The organism is Acinetobacter sp. NEB149 (assembly GCF_012516415.1).
GTDB classification, from domain to species: Bacteria; Pseudomonadota; Gammaproteobacteria; order Pseudomonadales; family Moraxellaceae; genus Acinetobacter; species Acinetobacter lwoffii_V.
The window spans coordinates 557,486-580,846 of the sequence record NZ_CP051208.1 but is presented as its reverse complement, the minus strand read 5'-3'; the positions used below and the strand labels follow the sequence as shown (position 1 = coordinate 580,846).

At 43.2% G+C, this 23,361-nt stretch carries 15 protein-coding genes; 7 read left to right on the top strand and 8 right to left on the bottom strand.

Annotated elements, in window-relative coordinates; all coding sequences use genetic code 11:
• Positions 1 to 3 precede the first annotated feature (3 nt).
• Positions 4 to 1,860: a putative bifunctional diguanylate cyclase/phosphodiesterase gene (locus HGD77_RS02685; protein ID WP_138743102.1), complete on the bottom strand. Its 1,857-nt coding sequence runs from the start codon at positions 1,858 to 1,860 to the stop codon at positions 4 to 6.
• Between the two features lie 435 nt (positions 1,861 to 2,295).
• Entirely contained in the window at positions 2,296 to 4,482 is a 2,187-nt protein-coding gene (locus HGD77_RS02680) for a carboxy terminal-processing peptidase (protein WP_114542262.1), read from the bottom strand.
• A 200-nt stretch (positions 4,483 to 4,682) separates the two neighbouring features.
• Between HGD77_RS02680 and nagZ the strand changes: the two genes are divergently transcribed.
• Positions 4,683 to 5,705 (top strand): beta-N-acetylhexosaminidase, encoded by a 1,023-nt coding sequence (gene nagZ / locus HGD77_RS02675; protein ID WP_138743103.1) that lies wholly within the window; start codon positions 4,683 to 4,685, stop codon positions 5,703 to 5,705.
• 123 nt (positions 5,706 to 5,828) lie between these two features.
• Positions 5,829 to 6,692, top strand: a complete 864-nt coding sequence (locus tag HGD77_RS02670; protein WP_138743104.1) for a class I SAM-dependent methyltransferase — start codon at positions 5,829 to 5,831, stop codon at positions 6,690 to 6,692.
• 27 nt (positions 6,693 to 6,719) lie between these two features.
• Here the strand turns inward: HGD77_RS02670 and HGD77_RS02665 are convergent, their stop codons facing one another.
• The gene (locus HGD77_RS02665; RefSeq protein ID WP_138743105.1) at positions 6,720 to 8,057 is read right to left on the bottom strand and encodes an alpha/beta fold hydrolase; all 1,338 of its coding nucleotides are present in this window, start codon (positions 8,055 to 8,057) and stop codon (positions 6,720 to 6,722) included.
• A 322-nt stretch (positions 8,058 to 8,379) separates the two neighbouring features.
• Between HGD77_RS02665 and HGD77_RS02660 the strand changes: the two genes are divergently transcribed.
• From HGD77_RS02660 to pta, 3 genes are all read left to right on the top strand, one after another.
• Positions 8,380 to 9,645, top strand: a complete 1,266-nt coding sequence (locus HGD77_RS02660) for a glutamate-5-semialdehyde dehydrogenase (protein WP_138743129.1) — start codon at positions 8,380 to 8,382, stop codon at positions 9,643 to 9,645.
• Positions 9,646 to 10,095: 450 nt separating this feature from the next.
• Entirely contained in the window at positions 10,096 to 11,316 is a 1,221-nt protein-coding gene (locus HGD77_RS02655) for an acetate/propionate family kinase (protein ID WP_168730658.1), read from the top strand.
• A 54-nt stretch (positions 11,317 to 11,370) separates the two neighbouring features.
• Positions 11,371 to 13,509 (top strand): phosphate acetyltransferase, encoded by a 2,139-nt coding sequence (pta, locus tag HGD77_RS02650; RefSeq protein ID WP_086044121.1) that lies wholly within the window; start codon positions 11,371 to 11,373, stop codon positions 13,507 to 13,509.
• A gap of 231 nt (positions 13,510 to 13,740) precedes the next feature.
• Here pta and HGD77_RS02645 read toward each other — a convergent pair whose 3' ends face one another.
• Positions 13,741 to 13,980, bottom strand: coding sequence for a DUF2171 domain-containing protein (locus HGD77_RS02645; RefSeq protein ID WP_004729548.1), 240 nt, complete (start codon positions 13,978 to 13,980; stop codon positions 13,741 to 13,743).
• A 760-nt stretch (positions 13,981 to 14,740) separates the two neighbouring features.
• Between HGD77_RS02645 and HGD77_RS02640 the strand changes: the two genes are divergently transcribed.
• On the top strand, positions 14,741 to 16,267 hold the full coding sequence (locus HGD77_RS02640; protein ID WP_064094815.1) for a fumarate hydratase: 1,527 nt from the start codon (positions 14,741 to 14,743) through the stop codon (positions 16,265 to 16,267).
• Positions 16,268 to 16,336: 69 nt separating this feature from the next.
• On the opposite strand, the gene HGD77_RS02635 is transcribed toward HGD77_RS02640, so the two are convergent.
• The 4 genes from HGD77_RS02635 to tig all read right to left on the bottom strand — a co-directional run bounded on the left by HGD77_RS02635 (position 16,337) and on the right by tig (position 20,683).
• Positions 16,337 to 17,053, bottom strand: a complete 717-nt coding sequence (locus HGD77_RS02635; protein WP_138743106.1) for a DUF2846 domain-containing protein — start codon at positions 17,051 to 17,053, stop codon at positions 16,337 to 16,339.
• A gap of 170 nt (positions 17,054 to 17,223) precedes the next feature.
• Complete coding sequence (clpX, locus tag HGD77_RS02630) at positions 17,224 to 18,534, bottom strand: ATP-dependent protease ATP-binding subunit ClpX (protein ID WP_138743107.1); 1,311 nt, start codon at positions 18,532 to 18,534, stop codon at positions 17,224 to 17,226.
• A gap of 29 nt (positions 18,535 to 18,563) precedes the next feature.
• Positions 18,564 to 19,169 carry an ATP-dependent Clp endopeptidase proteolytic subunit ClpP gene (clpP, locus tag HGD77_RS02625; protein WP_064094818.1) on the bottom strand — a complete coding sequence of 202 codons (606 nt, stop codon included), beginning with the start codon at positions 19,167 to 19,169 and terminating at the stop codon, positions 18,564 to 18,566.
• Positions 19,170 to 19,351: 182 nt separating this feature from the next.
• Positions 19,352 to 20,683, bottom strand: a complete 1,332-nt coding sequence (gene tig / locus HGD77_RS02620; protein WP_138743108.1) for a trigger factor — start codon at positions 20,681 to 20,683, stop codon at positions 19,352 to 19,354.
• Between the two features lie 264 nt (positions 20,684 to 20,947).
• On the opposite strand from tig, the gene HGD77_RS02615 reads away from it, so the two are divergent.
• Positions 20,948 to 23,134, top strand: coding sequence for a TonB-dependent receptor domain-containing protein (locus HGD77_RS02615; protein WP_138743109.1), 2,187 nt, complete (start codon positions 20,948 to 20,950; stop codon positions 23,132 to 23,134).
• Positions 23,135 to 23,361: the final 227 nt, after the last annotated feature.

Below are 23,361 nucleotides of genomic sequence, written 5' to 3'. Positions count from 1 at the left end.
GCGCTATTCATGGAATTGTAAGTTTTCTAGTCGTTGTTCATCTACCGGCAAGCCCAGTAAAAAGCCTTGTAACTGTTCACAACCGAGCAGGGTTAAAATTTCCGCTTGCGCTTCTGTTTCAACACCTTCGGCGGTTACCACCAAGCCCAGTTTCATGGCCAGCTGAATAATGCTTTCCAGAATCATTTCTTCTTTGGAGCCGACTGCCAGATTTTTGATAAATTCACGGTCAATTTTTAATTCATCTACGGCGAAATTCTTTAAATAGAGAAAGCTTGAATGCCCTGTACCAAAATCATCAATGGCTAGACGGATGCCCATTTGTCTTAAACGCTTAAAGCTGCGCATACTCACATCAATATGATGCATGGCAGTCGATTCAGTAATCTCGATCATTAAATGCTGAGGACTGATTTTATATTGTGCAAATAACTTTTCTAAAGTACTAAACAGATGCTTATGTTCAAATTGTACCGCAGACAAATTGACCGCGATAGGGAAAAATTCAGTATGTGTCCGTTGCCATTTTTGAATCTGCTGACAGGCCAGTTCCAATGCCCAATAGCCCATTTGAATAATCAGTCCGGTTTTTTCAGCTGCATTGATAAACAGATTCGGACCGAGCAGCCCAAAGTGGGGATGGTTCCAGCGGATTAATGCTTCTACCCCACACAAGCTACGATCCTTAGTCCGAAACTTGGGCTGATAAAACAGCACAAACTGCTGCTCTTCCACGGCTTTATATAGGTCATTAATCAGTGTGCTCTGGCTTTTACTTTTATCCTGGTCGGTAGAGTAATTAAAGACTGAATAGGTATTGCGTCCCTGATACTTGGAACTCAGCATAGCGGCATCGGCATTGACCAGCAAATCCTGTAAATTTTTGCCGTGTTCGGGATACATGGCAATGCCAATACTGCCCGAGATATGAATACTCTTGCCTTCAATCAGGAAACTTTCCTGAATCAGTTCAAGAATCTGTTCTGACATTTTTGCAGCTTTGGCGACTGAAGTATTTTCCAGTACCAGCAGAAATTCATCCCCACCGATTCTGAGCAGCTTGGAATGATGGCCTAATAACAGATGAATCCGCGTGGTCAATTGAATCAGCAACTGATCGCCGACCAGATGGCCAAACACATCATTGACTGCCTTAAAACGATCCAGATCGATATATAAAAAAGCAATTTCATGCTGCTGTTCGGACTGACCTGAAAACAGCAGATTTGCATATTCAGCCAGATACAAACGGTTAGGTAATTTGGTCAGATTGTCCTGAATGGTCTGATTTTCAATTTGTTGATTGGCCCATGCAAGCTGACGGTTGCGTAATCCCACACGCAGTTCGGATACGACGATACACATCAGCGTCACCAACAACAATCCGCTCATAAGTACCACGGCCAGAAACAGCTGATCATGAGCCTGAACTAATTCCGGTGACTGTTGCACATGGGCGGCAGTAAAATTGAATGCCATCATGCTAATAGAGTGCATGCCAAAGATGCCGAGTGCGATCACACCTAATACGAGAACTGATCGGAAAAATGACCAAGTACTTCTGGTACTTAACCAGAGGATAAACATAGAGGCAATGCATATCACCAGAACAGACAGGAGCAGCATCCCCCAATCCAGCTCGTATTTATTCAGCACAAAACTTGCTGTCAGCCCAATAAAATGGATCAACCAGATGAATAGACCCAATAGCATGGCGGTTAGCATTAAATTGAAGGTTTTAAAGTTTGGCTGTGAAGCGCCTGAAGCAATTTTTTTAATCCGTGCGATGAGATAGCAGGCGACCAATGCAGAAAGAACGGACCCGATGAGCAGACCAATATCATGCTGAATATCAATCATATAAAATGTTCCCCAGCGGTGATCATTTTTATTATGCTCTGCACTGATATTTCCATTTTCACCCGGTCAAATTTGAGCTCAGTAAAATCTCAAGACTGACCATCTATGCAAGCCAATTGGTCTGCAACAACATCAGTCTTAACTAAAATTTAGAATTTATATTTCTTTCTTTTGAAGTTGAGAATTGCCTCAAAAATAAGACTCAACAGAAAAATAAAATACAACTTATATATTAGAAGTGTTTCAAATTTAAGCAAATATTTAGCTTCATTTTTTTAGCTCATTTATTCGATCACCATCACAATTTTTTTCTTTTTATTTAGACAGATGGTACTTCATAGCAAAATTTTATTTGTTCTTTCGTGCAGATTTGCAAAATAAAAAAATAGCCTGTCGAAACAGGCTATTTTTATCAACGACCAATGAGGCTAAAACTTAGGGTTTTGCTTGTAATTTGGCATAGTCCAGTAACACATTTGCCGCTTCAATCACAAACGCTTCTTCTTCAGGCAGAGCCGGACGTTCTTTGGCCTTCATCTTGGCACGTGTTTCAATCAAGGCATCCAGTGAAGCCTGATAACTTTCCCAGTTTGGATAAGGTTTCAGACCTGTTGCAGCACGACGAGTGTTTTCTGCGTCCAGCGTTTTTTGCTCCATGGCAATCAACTCAGCTTTACGCTGTTGCAAGTCCAGTACCTGACGTTTCTCTTCTTCAGCTTTCTTCATCACGGCTTTACGCTGTTCTAAATACTTGAACTGAGAATCCAGTGTGACCCGTTGCTGAGAAAGTTTAGCCAATTCAGGAACGTATTTCTGTACTGCACCTTCGCGTTTAAATGGTGCCGTTGGAATAGTATCCCACTGCAGGGCATTTTTGGCCTTACGCTCACCAAACTCCTCGTTATAAATATCGACCAGTTTAATGTCCGGAACGACCCCTTTATTCTGGGTACTGCCACCGGTCACACGGTAGAATTTACGCTGCGTCAATGTCGCCTGACCATGCGCCAGACTATCCAATTGTACTTGTGCTGTACCTTTACCGGTGGTAGTACTGCCAATCACAATCCCGCGTTCATAATCCTGAATCGCAGCAGAGTAAATTTCACTGGCCGATGCAGAGGCAAGATTCACCATCACTGCCAGTGGACCTGCATAGGTTTGTGCGCCGCCATCATCATCCTCAAAGACGCTGACATTGCCATTGCCATCACGGATCTGTACCACTGGACCAGACTTGATTACCTGCCCCAACATACGTGCCACTTCTTCCAGTGAACCGCCCGGGTTATTCCGCAAATCGACAATAATTCCGGCAACATTCTTCGCTGCCAGCTCTTTCAAGGCTTTGTTGGTATCTTCAGACACCGAACGATAATCGGTACCGGCACGGCGTGCGCGATAGTTCAGGTAGAACGACGGAATTTCGATCACACCATATTGATATTTTTTACCGTCACGTTGAATGTCGACTACACGTGTACGTACACCAGCATCTTCTTCCTGAATCACGTCACGGGTAATAGTCACATTACGTGCCTGCCCCATGGCAGCACCCGCACCGAGTAAGCGTAAAGTGACTTTCGTGCCACGTTTACCACGAATCAGACCGACAATTTCATTACTTGGCCAGCCAATGACATCGACCATCTGTTCGCCGTCTTGGGCCACACCAATGATACGATCACCTGATTTCACCTGACCAGATTTGCTGGCCGGACCACCTTCAACGATGGTTTCAATCTTGGTGTAATCTTCATTACCACGTTCCGGACGAATCGATACGCCGACGCCTTCAAGCTGTAAAGTCGTCTGGCGATTCAGCTCCATCGCATCGACAGGCGGGAAGTAATTACTGTGCGGATCATAAGTCAGCATCATCGCGTTCAGTGTCTTGTCAAGCACATCATCGCTCTTGATGCGGCTGAGACGTTCCAGCTGACGGGTATAACGCTTGGTTAAGGTTTGCGCAGGCGTCAGATCTTCAGGACCCGTGAGGTCTTGTCCATTGGCCAATTCCGGATTGGCTTTCAGAGCTTTCTGCTTGGCCAATTCCTCTTCTTTACTGATGGTCAGATTGATCAGCTGAGACACCAGCATTTTTGACCAGTGCGCGCGCTGTTCAGCTTCAGTTTTAAAGAACGGTGCTTTTTCACGATCCGTTTCGATATAAACATTTGGCTGATTCAGATTCTGCGGTTTTTTCAGCTCATTCAACATGTAGGTGTAGAACTGGTGCAATCGCTGTTGATATTGCGCATGCATTTCATAAGGACCAGACAAATTGCCGGCTTTCAGATTGGCACCAAAATTGGCACCATAGCGTTTCTTATAGTTTTCAACTTCTGGAGCCAGAAACAGACTGTGCTCCGGATCAAGACTATCAATATAGAAATCAAAAATACGCTGCGAAGTTTGGGCATCCAGACGCATATTTAAATAGTGCTGACGGTCAACCAGGGTTGCCAGCTGACGTGACACCAGCGCCTGCTCTTGAGATGGCTGAATTGCTTTACTGACCACTTCATTACTATTGGCCGCAATCGCATCATTCACTACATGGGTAAAAAAGAATCCACCTGTCGCAATCGCAACTGCGCAAGCTATAGTTTGAAATTTCATAAATAATTCGTACTTCCTTGGCCTAGAGACCAATGTGACCGTGTTGCTTTTCGACCAGAATTTAACGTATTCAGCATCTTAAACAACTTAATATGTTTATGTCGTGTAGTTTTATCATATTCTGTGCTGACAAAGTGTAGCAAATCATTGCAGAATTCAGGTATTGTTTTCTCCGAAAAACTCTAAAACGGATTCCGCATATGATTGGCGCATTGATGCTCGACATCGCAGGCACAACCCTCACTCAAGAAGATATTGAACTATTAAGTGCGCCGCAAGTCGGTGGAGTGATTTTATTTGGTCGCAATATCGAATCTCCCGCCCAAGTCCGTGCTTTGACCGATCATATGCGTCAGGTGCGTCCTGATATTTTAATTGCAGTGGATCAGGAAGGCGGTCGTGTACAGCGTTTAAGACAAGGCTTTACCCTGCTGCCTGCCATGGGGAAATTTGGCGAACTTTATACGAGCGATCCACAGCGTGCCCTTGAACTGGCTGAAAAATGCGGCTGGCTGATGGCGACTGAAGTACTGGCTGTCGGAATTGATTTCAGCTTTGCACCGGTACTGGACCTGAATGACATCAGTGATGTGATCGGTGATCGTAGCTTTGCCCAAAATATTCAGGACATTATTCCACTCGCCAGCGCATTTCTAAAAGGTATGAAACGTGCCGGTATGGCTTCAACTGGTAAACATTTCCCCGGTCATGGCTCTGTTAAAGCAGACTCGCATGTTGCTGCAGCAATTGATACGCGCTCCTATGCAGAGATTCAGCAAAAAGATATGCAAACATTTATCCAGTTACAACCACAACTGGATGCGCTAATGCCGGCTCATGTCATCTATAGCCAGGTTGATCCTAATCCGGCAGGCTTCTCGGAATTCTGGATTCAGAAGGTTTTACGTCAGGAGCTGGGCTTTGACGGCGTCTTGTTCTCGGATGATTTAAGCATGCAGGCCGCATGTGTCGCAGGCGGTGCCGATGCCCGAATTCAGGCCGCACTCAAAGCTGGTTGTGATATGGGTCTGGTCTGTAATGATCGTGCGGCACAATGTATCGCACTGGAAGGAATTGAAGATCTGCCCCTCCCGAACCAGCAACGCCTGGAACGCATGCGCGGCAACATCCCGAACATCCAGATTGGTGATGAACTGGATCTGGGTGAAGAATGGCGCGAGATCCGTGATGAAATACTGGCATTTAAACAGCAATCCAGCTAAAACTTTTTAAATCCAATCAATATGAAAAAGGGACACGACAAGGTGTTCCTTTTTAATTATAGTAATGAAAAGGTTACACTATTATTCAATCAACTTAAAAATAACAATAAGGTCAGAACAAATATGACAGACTCACTTTCGCAACATCGCCATATTTCTTTTACGGCGCACTATACCGGCTATATCTGGTATCAAATGGGAATCTCACATCCAGCCTTTGCTACATCCAAAGGCAAGTTTCTGGCCAAACTGCTTCATCCACTTGAATCCTGGGCAGAACGCCATGTCGGCGGTAGCATGCGGACTACACTTAAGCAGCGCCATCAGATGATTGATGAGCATTTGTGTCAACTAATTGAGCAACACCCACAACTTCAGGTTCTTGAAATTGCCTGCGGACTATCTCCACGCAGCTGGAATTTCAGACAGAAATTTCCAGAGATTAATTATCGTGAACTGGATCTGCCCGATATGGCCAAAATCAAAACGCAGGCTTTACAGCAAATTGATCAGCATGCACCTGAAGTCCTGACTGCCGATATTTTTAGTGAAGAGCTGGACTGTATTTTTCAGATGTTTGACCGCAGCCAGCCCTTAGTGGTCATTAGTGAAGGACTGATTAATTATTTCGATCAACAGATGTTACGCATTCTGATGCAGGGTATTACAGAAAATGCGCAGTATTTCCCGGCAGTTCATTATCTTAGCGATATTTACCCCGAACCAGTGAAAAATAAACTGGCAAACTTTATCTGGAGTAGTAGCCGTCTGCTTAAATTCATGTCTCGCAGTGCGTTTACCTTTCATTTTAAATCCCCCCAAGAACTGCAGCACTTTTTTCAAGATGCAGGATTTGACCAGGTTGAGGTACAACAACCCCAACGTTATTTTGCCGAGCCTCGTCAGCAAAACCCAGCACCAGAAAAAGATGAACATTTAGGTGATCTAGTCTGGATGATTTATGCCGTGAAAAAAAACAGCGTTTAAGTACGCTGTTTTTATGGTGATGTTTTTTTAAATTGCCGCATCAAATACTTCGGCATGTTGTAAAATTTTCTGCTGTTTTACAAAAGCCAATAAACGTTCTGCCACTTCAAAACTGCCATGTTTGAATAAGGCATGCAGCTGAGTATTATCCTGCTCAAAGATCAGGCACTCAATCTGAAATTCCCCAACATCATCTTCCAGATGCAAGGCCAAGTCACGAGGATAAGCTGTTGCGCATACTGCCTGTTTTGCATCTAACTCCAGCAATACCCCAAAGAAATTCATGTCCACGATCTCTGCTTTTAAAATGAGATCAGAATGACGATGACTGAGGAAACGCTGTGAATCTTGCACCTGAATCCTCTCTTCACCGCGACGTTCAAGCTGCTGTATCTGTTCGCGAGTAAACGGAATAATGCCGTCCAGTTGATCAACTGCTTCATCGCGTAAAAAGGTTGCAAATAAATGCATGGTTTCTTTACGACGTTGCAGCTGCGGTACATGATCGGCGCCTGCAATTTGCACGTACTGCATATCCGGGCATTGCAGAGCAAAATTCGCATTTTCATGTGGCAAGGTAAAACTGTCATATTGCCCACATGCCACCAGCACTTTGCACTGCGGAATCGGCACATTGGTCAGACGCAATAAACGGTTGCAGTTAATATCATAGCGGTCCTGCTCGGTCACCGTAAATTCTGCCATCTGTTTAAAGAACAAACGCTTTGCAGTCGGTGACATACGGGTTTCTGTCAAACGTGCATGATTCACCAGATACAAAATCACGGCCTGACCAAATTCATCCATACGCTGTTCTTTCATCAGGTGTAGGGATTCTTCCAGCAGCATTCGCCAGCTTTTACGGGTTTTCTGCATCACGCCCATCAGAATCATCCGATCGACCAGTTCAGGACGCTGATCTGCCAGACAGGAAGCTACCACTGACCCTAAGGACATGCCTAAAATTGCCACTTGCGGCAGCTGCATCTGTTCCAGCCAGCGCCCTAGCATCGCAGCAAGGTCTTCAAGCTCCAGTGTTCCGGCAGACAGACCTGTGTCGACATTACTAATCTGCTGGTTGGCCCCCATGGACGGCAGGTCAATCAGAATGATGGGACCTGCATCAAAAAGCTGTTCTACACAATATTTGTAGGAGTTAAAATTCTGGAAAGCTCCCCCAATAATCACCATTGGTCTTAAATGTAAGGTATCTGGACGGGCGATCGCCATATATTCGATTTTCCAGCCATCCATCCAGGTGGTGCGTGGTGGCTGCTTAAAACTGTGCTTATCATAAAAATCAAAAAAACCATCGTGTCTATGTTGTTCCAATACATGGGCGTCCATGTGGATAATGGAATTCATATTCCTTTTCCTCCGTCCTTGCCTTATTTTTATTGTGCAAGTCATGCTTAACAGATCTTATAATTCAGGCACATTCCGGTGTGCCTGAACACGCATCCTGCTCTTTAATAATTATAAATGACATCAATGCCACGTGTTTCATTCTATACAGAGCTGCTTTTCACAAGCAACCGCTTCAGTGACCACTTATCTGCTTTTAAACAGAAAACAATTTCAAAATGTTTAGAAGTCTGCGAAAACGGATGATTTTTAATAGATGGGCTTCATTGTGCAGCAGCAGGCTGTTAATATCGAAATGAAATTTCTAAGTGATCAAACCGCTATGCAAGAGTCTATTGAACAATACATGCAAACGGTAGGACAGCAGGCACGCCAAGCGTCTCGCATTTTGGCTCGCGCGTCCACCCAAATTAAAAATAATGCGTTATCCGCTATTTATACGGCTTTAGAAAATAGCCAAACTGCTATTTTGGCTGCTAACCAGAAAGATATGACCAAGGCGCATAACAACAATCTGGACCCTGCACTGCTTGATCGCTTAGAACTCAACCCCACACGCTTTAAAGGTATGTTACAGGGCCTAAAAGATGTCATTGGCCTGAAAGATCCGATTGGTGAAATTAGTGATATGGCTTATCGACCATCCGGGATTCAACTGGGCAAGATGCGTGTGCCTTTAGGTGTAGTCGGCATGATCTACGAATCACGTCCTAACGTCACGTTGGAAGCTGCATCACTCGCACTAAAATCAGGCAATGCCATTATTTTACGAGGCGGCTCAGAAGCTCTGGAATCGAATCAGGCAATTGCAGTCGCGATTCAGCATGGCCTGAAAGTCGCAGGCTTGCCTGAGGCTGCGGTACAGGTGGTGAATACGACTGACCGCACTGCAGTGGGCCAGTTGATTACCATGACCGAATATGTGGATGTGATTGTGCCTCGTGGCGGCAAGAGCCTGATCGAACGGATTACCGAGGAAGCACGCGTACCGGTCATTAAACATTTAGATGGCAACTGTCATGTCTATGTGGAAGCTCAAGCGGACTTGTTGAAAGCCTTGCCGATTGCGCTCAATGCCAAAACCCATCGCTATGGCGTATGCAATGCCATGGAAACCCTGCTGGTCGATGAAAAAGTCGCTGAAGAATTCTTGCCACGCATCGCAGAGCTTTACCAAGAGAAAAAAGTCGAACTTCGTGGTTGCCGGGAAACCCAGCGTATTCTTGGAGATGCAGTCATTACGGCCACTGAAGAAGACTGGTATAGCGAGTATCTGGGCCCGATTCTGGCGATCAAAGTCGTTTCTGGTATAGAAGAAGCCATTGAGCACATCAACAAATATGGCTCGCATCATACCGATTCCATTATTACTGAAAACTACAGTCTGGCTCGCGAATTTCTGGCGGGTGTAGATTCAAGTTCGGTCATGATCAATGCCTCTACTCGTTTTGCAGATGGTTTTGAATATGGCTTAGGCGCAGAAATCGGGATTTCAACCGATAAAATCCATGCTCGTGGCCCAGTCGGTCTTGAAGGCCTGACGTCGCAGAAATGGATTGTCTTTGGTGATGGTCAGATTCGCCAATAAGTATTCAGATCGCTCATTTAAAACAGCCTCATAAATGAGGCTGTTTTTTATGGACAGAAAAATTGACACTGAAATAGATGGATTAGAACCTTCCGGTTATTTTATTGATGAATCTCTTTATAGAATTGTATGTAAAAACAATATGTGCCTTTTCAGGCGCTAAACTAAAGAATTAATCTGTTCTAAAATTAAATTTAAGCAGAGTTTAGTATTCTTATTGATGATATTTTCAGCATCATTTTATTTATAAATGAAAACTATGAACTGATAAATTTTAGTTATTATTGTTAAATCGGTCGATAATGCTTAAGTCTAATCTGCTAAAGTCTATCTAGGACAGAAAAAAAACAAATGTTAAAACATATTCATTGATCTGGATTGCTGCTTCATTGCCCGCAATTGGGTCAAGCAAATGGACGAGAATTTTAATTAAAAATTGGGTAATCAATCGTGTCTAAATCAGTATTAGTTATTAATTGTGGCTCTTCTTCAATCAAGTTTGCATTACTTCTTGAGGAGCAGAATTTCCGTATTCATGGTTTAGCTGAGAACTTAGGCACAGAGAATGCTCGCATTAAAGGTGTAACGGTTGGCAATGAGCCAGTCGATATCCATATTCCATTTGCTGACCACAAAAAAGCACTCGAAGTGGGTCTTGAACGTCTGGCCAACTACCGTCCGGACGCGATCGGTCACCGTGTCGTACATGGTGGCAGCCTGACCAAGGCTGAACTGATCAATGACGAGATTATTGAAAAAATTCGTGAAGCAACGCCGCTTGCACCATTACATAATCCGGCACACCTGATTGGCATTAAAGCCACTAAACGTTTATTCCCGGAATTACCACAGGTTGCGGTATTTGATACTGCCTTCCACCAAACCATGCCAGCGCATGCTTATCGTTATGCCCTGCCGAAATTTTTATATACCGCCCATGGTGTGCGTCGCTATGGTTTCCACGGGACTAGTCATGCCTATGTGTCAGAGCGTGGTTCTGAACTGGCAGGCAGTTTCAAACAAGGTGGCTGGTTAACCGCGCATTTAGGTAATGGTAGCTCGACCTGTGCCGTTTGGAATGGGAAAAGTGTAGATACCTCAATGGGTTTAACTCCACTTGAAGGTATTGTTATGGGCACACGCAGTGGCGATGTTGACCCAAGTCTGCACAGCTTCCTGGCAAAAAACCTGGGTTGGGATATTTATAAAATTGACAAGATGCTGAATAGCCAAAGTGGTCTTTTGGGCTTGTCTGATCTGTCCAATGACATGCGTACCCTGATTGAAGCCTCAGAGCAAGGCAATGAAGATGCCGCACTGGCGATTGAAGTTTTCTGCTACCGTTTAGCTAAATCTCTGGCAGCGTTGAGCTGTGGTCTGCCACGTCTTGATGGTCTGTTCTTCACTGGCGGCATTGGCGAAAACTCGGCGTATATCCGCGAAAAAACCATGACTTATCTGCCTCATTTTGGTTTCAATCTGGATAAAAACGCCAACAATGAATTGAAACGCGGTACCGAAGGCCGAATCGATTCAGGCACAGGCCCACAAATCTGGGTAGTGCCAACAGATGAAGAAGGCCGTATCGCACAAGAAGTTCAAAGTGTTGTTGAACTTGAAGTGGAGCGCAATACTGCAAAAAAGTCTAAAGCTGAGGTAACGCCTGCATAAGCAGGCTTGGCCACTTTTTAACTGATTTTTATTATTCTGCGACTGACATAACTTATGAATACAATTTTACTGATTCCTACAGGTGAGGGTGTTGGTTTAACCTCTGCCTGTTTAGGCATGATTTACGCACTGGACTGTAAAGGAATTAATGCGGGGTTCCTCAAGCCATTTTCACAAATTGCAGATACGACGGTTGACCGCACTACCACCCTATATCGTCATCTATTCCATCGTCGTTCGGTTGAACCGATTACTTATGAAAGATTGACTCAACTGATTGCATTAGGTGAGACAGATGAACTGCTTGAAGAGGCGGTTGCATTGCATCGCCAGATTGCGGTTGATCATGATGTAATTATTGTCGAGGGCCTTGTTCCCAATGGACAAGACCATTTTGCCAGTGAAATCAATGCTGCGCTTGCGCAGGCGCTGGATGCCCAGGTGGTTTTGGTCAGTACCGCCGATCTTGCTGATCCACGCAAGACAGCAGAAAAAGTCGATGCCCATCTACGTCAGTTTGGCGGCGCAGCCTCACCCCGCACTACAGGGGTTCTGTTCATGCGAACCAAGGGGCTTCCAGACGGCACGGCTAAAATTCCTGTCACACTTGACCCAAGCCTACGTCTGGACCAGCAAATTGCCGAATTTTCATTAGAGCTGCAACGCTATAACCGCTTTATGGGAACAGATGAATTGCCAATTATCGGTCTGGTTCCATTCAGCAATATCCTGAGTGTGCCACGTAGTTTGGATATTGCAGCAATTGTTGAGGGGACATGGCTGCATCAGGGCGAAGCAAAACAGCGCCGTATTTTACATACCAGCCTGATTGCCTCAAATATTGAATCTGAACTGCACAAGTTTATTGCGGGTGAGCTGATCATCAGTGCCTCACAGCGTACCGACACCCTGCTTGCAGCCAGTCTCGCCAGTAGCAATGGTACACCATTGGCAGGATTGGTTTTAACTGAACAGGCGCCACCCTCAGACAATGTTTTAGAGTTTTGCCAAAGTGCAATTAAGCAAGGTTTGCCAATTCTGCATACTTCACTTGATACACTTGAAACAGCACAACGCTTAAATCGTTTTGGCAATGAAATTCCAATTGATGATATTGAACGCGCTGAGCAGGTTACCCGTTTTGTTTCAAGTCATATTGACAATAACTGGCTGGATCAACATACTCAGAACAACCTACATCCTCGCCTCTCTCCATCAGCTTTCCGTTATGAGCTGGTACAGAAAGCGATTGCAGCGAAAAAACGTATTGTACTCCCAGAGGGTGATGAACCACGTACTGTACAGGCTGCCGTGATTTGCCAGACACGTGGCATTGCCCAATGTATCCTTTTGGCAAAACCAGAGTCTGTTGCCGAGGTTGCCAAGGCACGTGGGATTCAGCTCCCTGCTGATCTACAGATTATTGACCCAGACACTATCCGTGATCAATATATCGAGCCAATGGTTGAGTTACGCAGAGGCAAGCTGGATGCGTTGCAAGCCAAAGCACAATTGCAAGATACTGTTGTACTTGGCACCATGATGTTGGCCTTGGATCAAGTCGATGGTCTGGTTTCGGGAGCGATTCATACCACAGCCAATACGGTGCGACCTGCATTTCAACTCATTAAGACCGCACCGAATTACTCACTGGTATCTTCCGTATTCTTTATGCTGTTGCCAGATGAAGTCTATGTGTATGGTGACTGTGCGATCAATCCGGACCCTGATGCAGAACAGCTGGCCGAAATTGCAATCCAGTCCGCCGATTCTGCCAAAGCCTTTGGTATAGATCCACGCATTGCCATGATTTCCTATTCGACAGGAACTTCGGGTACTGGCGCTGATGTGGAAAAAGTCGCGGAAGCTACACGCATTGCCAAAGAACGTCGTCCTGACCTGTTGATTGATGGGCCATTACAATATGATGCAGCATCGGTGGAAAGCGTGGGGCGCCAAAAGGCACCTGATTCACAAGTGGCTGGACGTGCCAATGTATTTATTTTCCCGGATCTGAATACCGGTAACACGACCTATAAAGCGGTACAACGTGCTGCCAATGTAGTCAGTGTTGGACCAATGCTGCAAGGCTTGAATAAGCCGGTCAATGACCTGTCGCGTGGTGCCTTGGTCGATGACATCGTGTTTACCATTGCCTTAACTGCGATTCAGGCTGAGCAGCAAGAAGCTTAATACTTCTTGAATTTAAGTTTTCCAAACCATCTGATTGAAAAATCAGGTGGTTTTTTTATAAAAAAACACTCATAGCTTCAATAAATTCAGCACGCGATCATTATCTCGTTTTAATAAACAATAAAAATGCCAGTCTTTCGAACTGGCATTTTCAACGGTTACTCATAAAGTCTGTGACATAAAAAATTAAGCTGAAGCAGCCCTGCTTTTCAGTCCACTAACTTTAATTTCTTATAAGGTAGTCCACTCTTTACGTACCTCTTCCGCAGTTTTATTGAGCACGACGCTATCGTCTTTGATTTCACTTACCCAACTCAAGGGAATCAGATGATGCTCATTATTTTCATCATCACTTCTTGTTAATTTAATTGAATCCTGACCTTCTAAATGGTCCACCTTCCCGACTTGAGTACCACATGAAGCAATGACTGAAGCATGTTCTTTAATATCACTTGCATTAAAATTGTTCATTCTACTTGCCTGTTTCTAGAAGTTGAGAGAAACAGTCTAAGCAATAAAAAATGCCGCATGTGTAAGGGTTTTCAGGCTTTGAGTTTTTCTGGGTTAAAAATGTAAATGGTCAGCATGGCTTGAGTAAGCTATAAGAAAGATACTTTTTAAATTTGAGTTTTCAAATGTTTTTATAGTTTGATGAACTGGATCTGAAGATTTGAAGATTTGAAGATTTGAAGATTTGAAGATTTGAAGATTTGAAGATTTGAAGATTTGAAGATTTGAAGATTTGAAGATTTGAAGATTTGAAGATTTGAAGATAGGTTAATTCTTTGAGGGGTTCAAATAAAAAAGAAGATAAAGCTTAGGCTTGATCTTCTTTCTGACCATACATCCAAGTTGCAGCGATATATACACAAAAACCAGCTGCCATCAAAATACCTGTAACCATTGTTAGGATCTCCCGTTTCAATAGCTGCATTATGTAAAAGTTTTATGACAGTTATATGACAATCTAGTTTTTTATTAAATTTTAAATAAACAATAAAATTCAATTACTTGAGAAAAAATTATCAAAATTATGCATATTTTTTATCTGAAATATGACACTGAATATGACAACTGGCTATCATATTTGACCCATTGAATAGCTAAAGTGCTTGCTCAGATTGCTTAAACTATAAACTTTCGGCCAATGCTCGCCCAAAATGCCCACAACCCGATTCTTTTGTCTTATAATTTAGCCCGCTAGCTATCAGCCCGCTCAAGAGATATTTGTATGACAACTATTATCAAGCAAGATGACTTGATCACATCGGTTAAAGATGCGCTTCAGTTCATTTCTTACTATCACCCACAAGACTTTATCCAAGCGATGAGCCGTGCGTATGATCGTGAAGAGAACAAAGCTGCTAAAGATGCGATCGCACAAATCTTAATTAACTCACGCATGTGTGCAGAAGGCCACCGCCCAATCTGTCAAGATACCGGTATCGTCAACGTATTTGTTGAAGTGGGCATGGACGTTAAATTCGATTTAACCATGAGCCTGGATGATGCAATCAATGAAGGCGTACGTCAGGGTTATTTAGAAAACTCGAACGTGCTTCGCGCATCAGTTCTGGCTGATCCTGCATTTGGTCGTAAGAACACCAAAGACAACACTCCTGCCGTGATTTACCACAAGCTTGTGCCTGGTAATAAAGTAGATATCACTGTGGCAGCCAAAGGTGGCGGTTCAGAAAACAAATCTAAACTAGCAATGTTAAACCCATCTGATTCAATCGTGGATTGGGTACTGAAAACTGTTCCAACCATGGGTGCAGGCTGGTGTCCACCAGGTATGCTGGGAATCGGGATCGGTGGTACTGCTGAAAAAGCCATGATGCTTGCCAAAGAAGCATTGATGGAAGAGATCAACATGGACGAATTGCTTCGTCGTGGTCCACAAAGCAAAATGGAAGAGCTTCGTATCGAAATCTTCGAAAAAGTAAATGCTTTGGGTATTGGTGCACAAGGTCTTGGCGGTTTAACCACTGTACTTGATATTAAAATCAAAGATTATCCTTGTCATGCTGCAGGTAAACCAGTCGGTATGATCCCGAACTGTGCTGCGACTCGTCATGCACACTTCACACTTGATGGTTCAGGTGTTGCACATATTCAGGCACCAAAACTTGAAGACTACCCATCTGTGACTTGGGATTCTTCAACGTCTAAACGCGTTGATCTGGACAACATCACGCAAGAAGAAATGAACTCCTGGAAACCAGGCGATACGCTGCTTCTTAACGGTACAATTTACACTGGCCGTGACGCTGCGCACAAACGCATGGTGGACATGCTGAACAATGGTGAAGAACTTCCTGTTGATCTTAAAGGCAAGTTCATCTACTACGTAGGTCCAGTCGATCCAGTTGGTGATGAAGTCGTTGGTCCTGCAGGTCCTACCACTGCAACGCGTATGGACAAATTCACACGTCAAGTTCTTGAAGCGACCGGCATGTTTGGCATGATCGGTAAAGCGGATCGTGGTCCTGCTGCCGTTGAAGCAATCAAAGACAATAAAGCGACTTATTTAATGGCTGTAGGTGGCGCTGCGTACCTCGTGTCTAAAGCGATCCGTGAAGCTGAAGTGGTTGCCTTTGCTGACCTGGGTATGGAAGCGATCTACAAGTTTGTGGTGAAAGATATGCCGGTCTCTGTCGCGGTTGATGTGAATGGTACTTCTATTCATGCCACTGCACCGAAAATCTGGCAAGCTAAAATTGGCAAGATTCCAGTAGTTGATGCTGCTGCGGGCTAATTAAAGCTGTATAAAAAAGCACCCATTTAGGGTGCTTTTTTATTATCTTTCCTCAAAGAACTATCCAAATTACCAAGTCCGCGGATCCCAAAGTTTAAAAGGCGTGGTCAATTGTACGTCTAGGCTTGGATCATAAGCAGTCGGTTTAATCTTCTGGGCTTTTTTGCGGATTTTTCCTGTTTGCTGATCCTGTGCAAAAAAGTTAAAACTGTCTGACTTTAACTGGGTAAAAGCAATTTCATTTAAACCCACATTATTCGGCATTAGCATCAGCGGTCCCGGTACACTACGACGGGTGCTGAGATTTTCCTCATCATATTTAATAAAATAGGACTGTCCTGCTTCTACCGTAAAGTCCAGATATTTAGGTGTCTGAAAGTGCAGAGCACCCAAAGGACGGCTAGTACTTAAACGATAAGTGCCTGCAGGTAGCTCGATCCAGTAATGGTGATTATGCAGTAAACTTGGAATGCGATGCTGATTGATAAACAGACTCGCAGCTACAATTTCCTGACGGTTCCATTTTGAATCTGGACGATATAAATAAACAATAGCTGCTTCTTCATGCTGTGGCTTAACCGTTTGGAAATGATGACCCTGTTTCTGGTTCACCCAACCACCAATCGTGAACATGCCTACCTTGTGCTTCTCGACGAAGCCTGGTTTTTTTTCAAGATCAATATTTTTTAAAGTACTGAGCGGCTGTGTAGGTTCAACTACGGCTTTTTTACCGTGACAACCCATCAGCGCCAAACTGCCGATGAATACGATGGCGACTCCACGCATGCTTATCCCTCACTGCGTCTTTATTCTTGTATGCAAGTGCTTTGCGATATATTTTTTATAACTTTCGGCGTCCACGCCTAGATGTTGAGATTAGCATCTGCTTTTATTTTTGGAAATAAAAAACGTGTGAAAACACGGGGTTTTCACACGTTTCTGACGAATAGCAACTCTCAGGCAGATTTGCTATTCACCACTTTTAAATCAACTTTTGCTGCTGTTTCTGGTTCGTCATGTGGTTGACGCTCAGCACGAAACTCTGGTGCAGCTTTACCATTAATTACTGCTTCATTCACCACCACAGTACCTACATCGCTACGGCTCGGCAGGTCATACATGGTTTCAAGCAATGAATTTTCCAGGATCGAACGCAGACCACGCGCACCGGTATTACGTTCCAGGGCTTTTTTCGCCACAGCACGTAAAGCCGAGTCTTCAAAGACCAGGTCTACATTTTCCATTTTGAACAGATGCTTATACTGACGGGTCAAAGCATTTTTCGGCTCAGTCAGAATTTGCATTAGCGCTTCTTCATCCAGTTCATCCAGCGTCGCAATCACTGGTAGACGACCAATAAATTCTGGAATCAGACCGAATTTCACCAGATCAGTCGCTTCGACCTGACGGAACAGCTCAGACAGCTTTTTGCTTTCATCTTTGTTACGGACTTCCGCAGTAAAGCCAATACCACCTTTTTCCTGACGCTGCTGGACAATTTTCTCAAGACCTGAGAATGCACCACCACAAATGAACAGGATATTTGAGGTATCGATCTGAATAAATTCTTGCTGCGGATGCTTACGCCCACCTTGAGGAGGAATGGAAGCAACTGTACCTTCGATCATTTTCAGCAAGGCTTGCTGTACACCTTCACCCGATACGTCACGTGTGATTGATGGATTTTCCGACTTACGGGTAATCTTGTCGATCTCATCGATATAGATAATACCCTTCTGCGCTTTTTCGACATCATAATCAGCTTTTTGCAAAAGCTTTTGTACAATGTTTTCTACATCTTCACCCACATACCCCGCTTCGGTCAGTGTGGTTGCATCTGCCATGGCAAATGGAACATCGAGAAGGCGGGCAAGTGTTTGGGCCAGCAAGGTTTTACCCGAACCAGTCGGTCCGACCAGCAGGATATTACTTTTAGCAATTTCAACAGAGTCATCTGCTTTCTTACCATTGGTCTGCACTTTCAGACGTTTGTAATGGTTATATACTGCAACAGATAAAGTTTTCTTCGCTACGTCCTGACCAATCACATATTGATCCAGCGCCGCACGGATTTCATGCGGTTTCGGCAAAGGACGGTTCGCCCAGTCATTGGTTTCTACCTGCTGACTGGTTTGAACCAAATCTAAGCATACGTCCACACATTCATTACAAATGTATGCGTCCTCGCCTGCAATCAGCTTTCCGACTTCAGACTGCGTTTTACCGCAAAATGAACAATGCTTTTGTCCTTGAGGATGTTCGGACATATTTACTCCAATATCTCAATCTTTAAAACTTATGGACGTTTAGTAAGTACTTCATCCACAAGACCGTACTCTTTCGCTTGCTGAGCAGTCATAAAGTTGTCACGGTCTGTATCACGTGCCACTTTTTCATATTCCTGACCACTATGTTCAGCCATTAAACGGTTTAAACGTTCTTTAATGAACAGAATTTCACGTGCGTGAATTTCAATGTCTGATGCCTGGCCTTTAAAACCGCCTAAAGGCTGGTGAATCATGACACGGGCATTTTCCAGGCAATAACGCTTGCCTTTGGTCCCTGCATTCAGCAGGAATGCCCCCATTGAGGCTGCCTGACCCATACAATAGGTCACGACATCCGGTTTAATAAACTGCATGGTATCGTAGATTGCCATGCCAGCTGTCACCGAGCCACCCGGTGAATTGATATATAAATGAATATCTTTATCTGGGTTTTCAGCTTCCAAAAACAACATTTGCGCAACGATCAGGTTGGCCATATTGTCTTCAACTTCACCTGTTAAAAAAATTACCCGCTCACGTAAAAGGCGTGAATAAATATCAAAAGAACGCTCACCACGAGAGGATTGTTCTACCACCATTGGCACTAAAGCGTTTTCAATCGTTGGAACATACATAGGTTTATTTATTCCTAAATTTTTGTGACTTAATCCATAATTACAATATGAGGGATAATCAATGAAATTGCAAAATAATCGCCAATAAATCTCTCATATTTTTTGCATTAGTTTTGTGAAAAACAGATATATCAATAATATGAAAAAAGGCGCACGAAGCGCCTTTTTATGGAAAGCTAAAATTAGCCTTGTTGACGAGCCTGTTGCTCTTTCAATAAGTCTTCATAGCTTACAGTTACATCAGTCACTTTCGCAGAGTCCAGAATGTAGTCAACCACTTGATCTTCAAGCACTACAGCTTCGATTTGAGCACGTTGCTGCTTGTCGTTTTTGAAGTATTCGATCACTTCGTTTGGATCTTCATAAGAAGAAGCCATGTCTTCGATATAAGATTCAACACGGGCCTGGTCTACTTCGATTTTGGCATCCGCAAGTACTTTGCTTACTAGCACGCCAAGTTTCACAGATTTTTCAGCCTGTTCTTTGAACAGATCATCCGGAAGCATGCTTGAATCAAATGCTTTCGCGCCTTGAGCCCCAAACTGTTGAGTGAACTGCTGGATCATTTGTTGACGTTGACGGTCAATTTCCTGAGCAAGCATAGCAGCTGGAAGTTCAACTTCGTTTGCAGCAACCAGTGCATCAAAAGTTGCGCCTTTAACCTGGTTGCGCAGGCCGTTTTTCACTTCACGTTCCATGTTTTTACGAACGTCAACTTTCAGCTTCTCAACGCCTTCTTCTTCAGATACACCGAAGATTTTCAGGAATTCAGCATCAATTTCTGGAAGTTTTTGTTTTTCAACAAGCTTCACATTGATTTTGAATTGAGCCTGTTTACCAGCCAGGTTTTCAGCTTGATAGTCTTCAGGGAAAGTAACATCAATCACTTTCTCTTCGCCTTTCTTCATACCGATGATGCCATCTTCGAAGCCAGGAATCATGCGACCAGAACCTAGAACAAGTTTGAAGTCTTCTGCAGAACCGCCTTCAAATTTTTCGCCGTCGATTGAACCTTCGAAGTCAAAAGTCACTTGCATGTCTTTTTTCGCCATGCCTTTGGTTTCAGCCCAAGAAGCGCGTTGTTTTTGAAGATTTTCAATCATCTTCTCAACATCTTTGTCATTCACTTCTGAAGCTTTACGTTCAACTTCCAGGCCTTCAAATTTCACGTCAACTTCTGGATAAACTTCAACGGTCGCTTCATAAACTAAAGCGTCGTCTTTCATTTCAGTTTTTTCAATGTTCGGCATGCCTACAGCATTGATTTTTTCTTGCTGGATCGCTTCGAAAACTGTATCACGAATGATGTCGTTGACAACTTCTTGGTAGATACCAGCGCCGTATTCACGACGAACGACGTTTACAGGCACTTTACCTGGACGGAAGCCGTTGATCTTCGCAGTTTTAGCAGTGCGTTTTAAACGAGCTTCAAATTGCTCATTAATACGGCTCGTCGGTACAGAAACATTTAAACGACGGGCAACGCCCGAAACCGCTTCAGAAGTTACTTGCATGGCTTCCTCTATATATTTGGTAATAACAGGTTTATAAAAATGTGCCACATTATATGACAACATTTAAGGATATACAAAAAATACGCGCGAGTTCCAGTTTTTAAGTCTTTTTTATTCGAATTGCTACCCTTTCAGATATTCAGTCAACCCCACTTAAATGCAGAAAATGTATATTTTTATTGCAAATGATAAGTACTATCATTAATATCCAGTTTCTTATTTGAGCAACAATACTAATTTATTCTTCGGTTCGGGAATTTGGTCATGCATAGTTTTAGTCTTCGTCCGCTTACATTGGCAATTTTTGGGGTCACAGCAACATCTGCTTTTGCAGAGACACATAGCCTCTCAAACATCCCAACTACCACCTTGTCTACCATTGTAGTTTCTGCATCGGGTTTTGAACAACAATTAAAAGATGCACCCGCCTCAATTAGCGTGATCACTCAAGAAGATATTCAACGTAAGAATGCCACCAATATTGCTGACCTGTTGGTTGATGTCCCTGGAGTGGATGTGCGTAATGGCGTAGGCAAAACTGCAGGACTAAATGTTAGCATCCGTGGTATGAACGCTGATGACACCCTTATTTTGATTGATGGCCGTCGTCAAACCACCTCAACAGATGTTACCCCGAATGGTTTTGGTGAAGCAGCAACAGGCTTTATGCCGCCCCTTTCAGCCATTGAGCGTATCGAAGTGATTCGCGGACCTATGTCGACCCTATATGGTTCAGATGCGATGGGTGGTGTCATTAATATCATTACCAAAAAAGTTTCAGACGAGTGGAATGGGAACGTTACTGTCAGTGGCAACGTTATGGAGCATGGTGCTGAAGCAGACTCCTGGAAAACCAGCTTTTTAGTGAATGGTCCATTGGTCAATGATGTGCTTGGTCTGCAGCTTCGCGGCAGTTATTATGACCGAGGTCAGTCTGACCGGGTCGAAGGTTCAACAGGTCGAGATCCACGCCCAACCACCGCACATAATTATGATGTAGGCGGTAAACTTACATACAAAGTAGATGATCAAAATGCCTTGTGGCTTGACTCATTCTACAGCCATCAAAACTATAAGAATGAAGACAATCGTTTAGGTACTTTAGATCTTCCTACAAAGGCAAGTGGCTATAAAGATAAGCTCATATTCAATCGTACCCAGTTTGCAATCGGGCATGATGGCGACTATAACTTTGGTCAATGGAATACTTATATCAGCCACTCAGAAACTGAAACTAAAGGTCGTACCTTACCAACAGAAATTTTTGACGAAGATAATCAAGTCAACAATCCTCTTATTGGCAGCGATCGTAAGCTTAAAAATACTGATCTTATTGCTGATACACATATTATTTCTACAATTGGTGCTCATAAAGTTACAAGTGGTGTGGAATATAAGAAACAAACAATTCAAGACAATATTGCTCAACATAAAACAGGTAAAAATGAGTTTGACAAAGATTCTTGGTCTATTTATGCCGAAGATGAATGGCGTCTTTTGGATAGTTTAAGTCTAACCTATGGTGGTCGTTTTGAAGATCATTCAGGTTTTGGCGGTCATTTTAGTCCACGTGCATATCTTGTCTGGAATACCAATGACATGCTAACCATCAAAGGTGGTGTCAGCACAGGTTATAAGGCACCCTCTGCTAAAGCTTTAGAAAATAGCTTGATTAATGTCAGTGGTCAGGGAGAAAATTACGTATTTGGTAATCCTGATTTAAAACCTGAAACATCGACCAACTATGAATTAGGCTTTAATTTACAACCGACAGATAATATCAATTTCACGACAACCGGTTTTTACAACCAGATTAAAGATGCCATTGTTTCTATTGATGCCGAGAACAATCCTCTCTGTGATGTGAGTACCTGTACGACAAATATTAATGCTAATAAAGCCAAAGTTTATGGTGCAGAAGCAACTCTGCAATACAGCATTTTGCCTGAATGGGATATGAAAGCTGCCTATACCTATACCAGAAGTGAAATTACGGATGGAGAAAATGAAGGCACTTATTATAATAACCAACCGCGTAATGCCTTTAACCTGACTTCAACATGGCATCTTGTTCCAGCTGTAGATTTATGGTTACAGTATGAATATAAATCTGATCGTCAACGCTTCCTCACAACCCCTACAGCTCCTGCAACAGGTTTAGGTTCAAGCAATTACGAAGAATACAAATTATTTGGTGACAAGTTAGCGGGCTATAGCGTATTCAACCTCGGTGCAAGTTATATCGTCAGTGATCAATTACGTCTGAATATGGCTGTGAACAACCTGCTGGACAAAGATTTTACCGAAGGTGCAAAATCTTACGAGTATTTAGACAACCGTGGTCGTCCACAAACTGCCACCAGTTATAAATATTTAGATATCGGTTCTAGTACAACAGGTACTTATATTCCAGGCCGTAACTACTGGTTATCTGTTTCATACGACTTCTAATATAAAAGTCATGATTCAAAACCCTGCTTCGGCAGGGTTTTTTATCGCTCAATGAGTACTCCATGAAACCTCCCTAATTTGTGCCCTTTTATAAACATCATTATTCTCAATAAAAAGTTAATAATAAGTTTTTTTTATCAATACTTATTAAAATCAAAAACTTAAATATATATTGTTATATTATTACATTTAAAATCTCATTTAATATTTTCTTAAAGATCATGAAT

Bases quoted from the DNA above. Each gene is read 5' to 3' on its own strand.
- tig (WP_138743108.1), bottom strand. From the start codon at position 20,683: ATGCAAGTAACTTCTGAAGCGGTTTCGGGCGTTGCCCGTCGTTTAAAT.
- HGD77_RS02640 (WP_064094815.1), top strand. From the start codon at position 14,741: ATGACAACTATTATCAAGCAAGATGACTTGATCACATCGGTTAAAGAT.
- HGD77_RS02645 (WP_004729548.1), bottom strand. From the start codon at position 13,980: ATGAACAATTTTAATGCAAGTGATATTAAAGAACATGCTTCAGTCATT.
- HGD77_RS02665 (WP_138743105.1), bottom strand. From the start codon at position 8,057: ATGAATTCCATTATCCACATGGACGCCCATGTATTGGAACAACATAGA.
- pta (WP_086044121.1), top strand. From the start codon at position 11,371: ATGAATACAATTTTACTGATTCCTACAGGTGAGGGTGTTGGTTTAACC.
- clpP (WP_064094818.1), bottom strand. From the start codon at position 19,169: ATGTATGTTCCAACGATTGAAAACGCTTTAGTGCCAATGGTGGTAGAA.
- HGD77_RS02660 (WP_138743129.1), top strand. From the start codon at position 8,380: ATGCAAGAGTCTATTGAACAATACATGCAAACGGTAGGACAGCAGGCA.
- HGD77_RS02670 (WP_138743104.1), top strand. From the start codon at position 5,829: ATGACAGACTCACTTTCGCAACATCGCCATATTTCTTTTACGGCGCAC.
- HGD77_RS02615 (WP_138743109.1), top strand. From the start codon at position 20,948: ATGCATAGTTTTAGTCTTCGTCCGCTTACATTGGCAATTTTTGGGGTC.
- HGD77_RS02685 (WP_138743102.1), bottom strand. From the start codon at position 1,860: ATGATTGATATTCAGCATGATATTGGTCTGCTCATCGGGTCCGTTCTT.
- nagZ (WP_138743103.1), top strand. From the start codon at position 4,683: ATGATTGGCGCATTGATGCTCGACATCGCAGGCACAACCCTCACTCAA.
- HGD77_RS02680 (WP_114542262.1), bottom strand. From the start codon at position 4,482: ATGAAATTTCAAACTATAGCTTGCGCAGTTGCGATTGCGACAGGTGGA.
- clpX (WP_138743107.1), bottom strand. From the start codon at position 18,534: ATGTCCGAACATCCTCAAGGACAAAAGCATTGTTCATTTTGCGGTAAA.
- HGD77_RS02635 (WP_138743106.1), bottom strand. From the start codon at position 17,053: ATGCGTGGAGTCGCCATCGTATTCATCGGCAGTTTGGCGCTGATGGGT.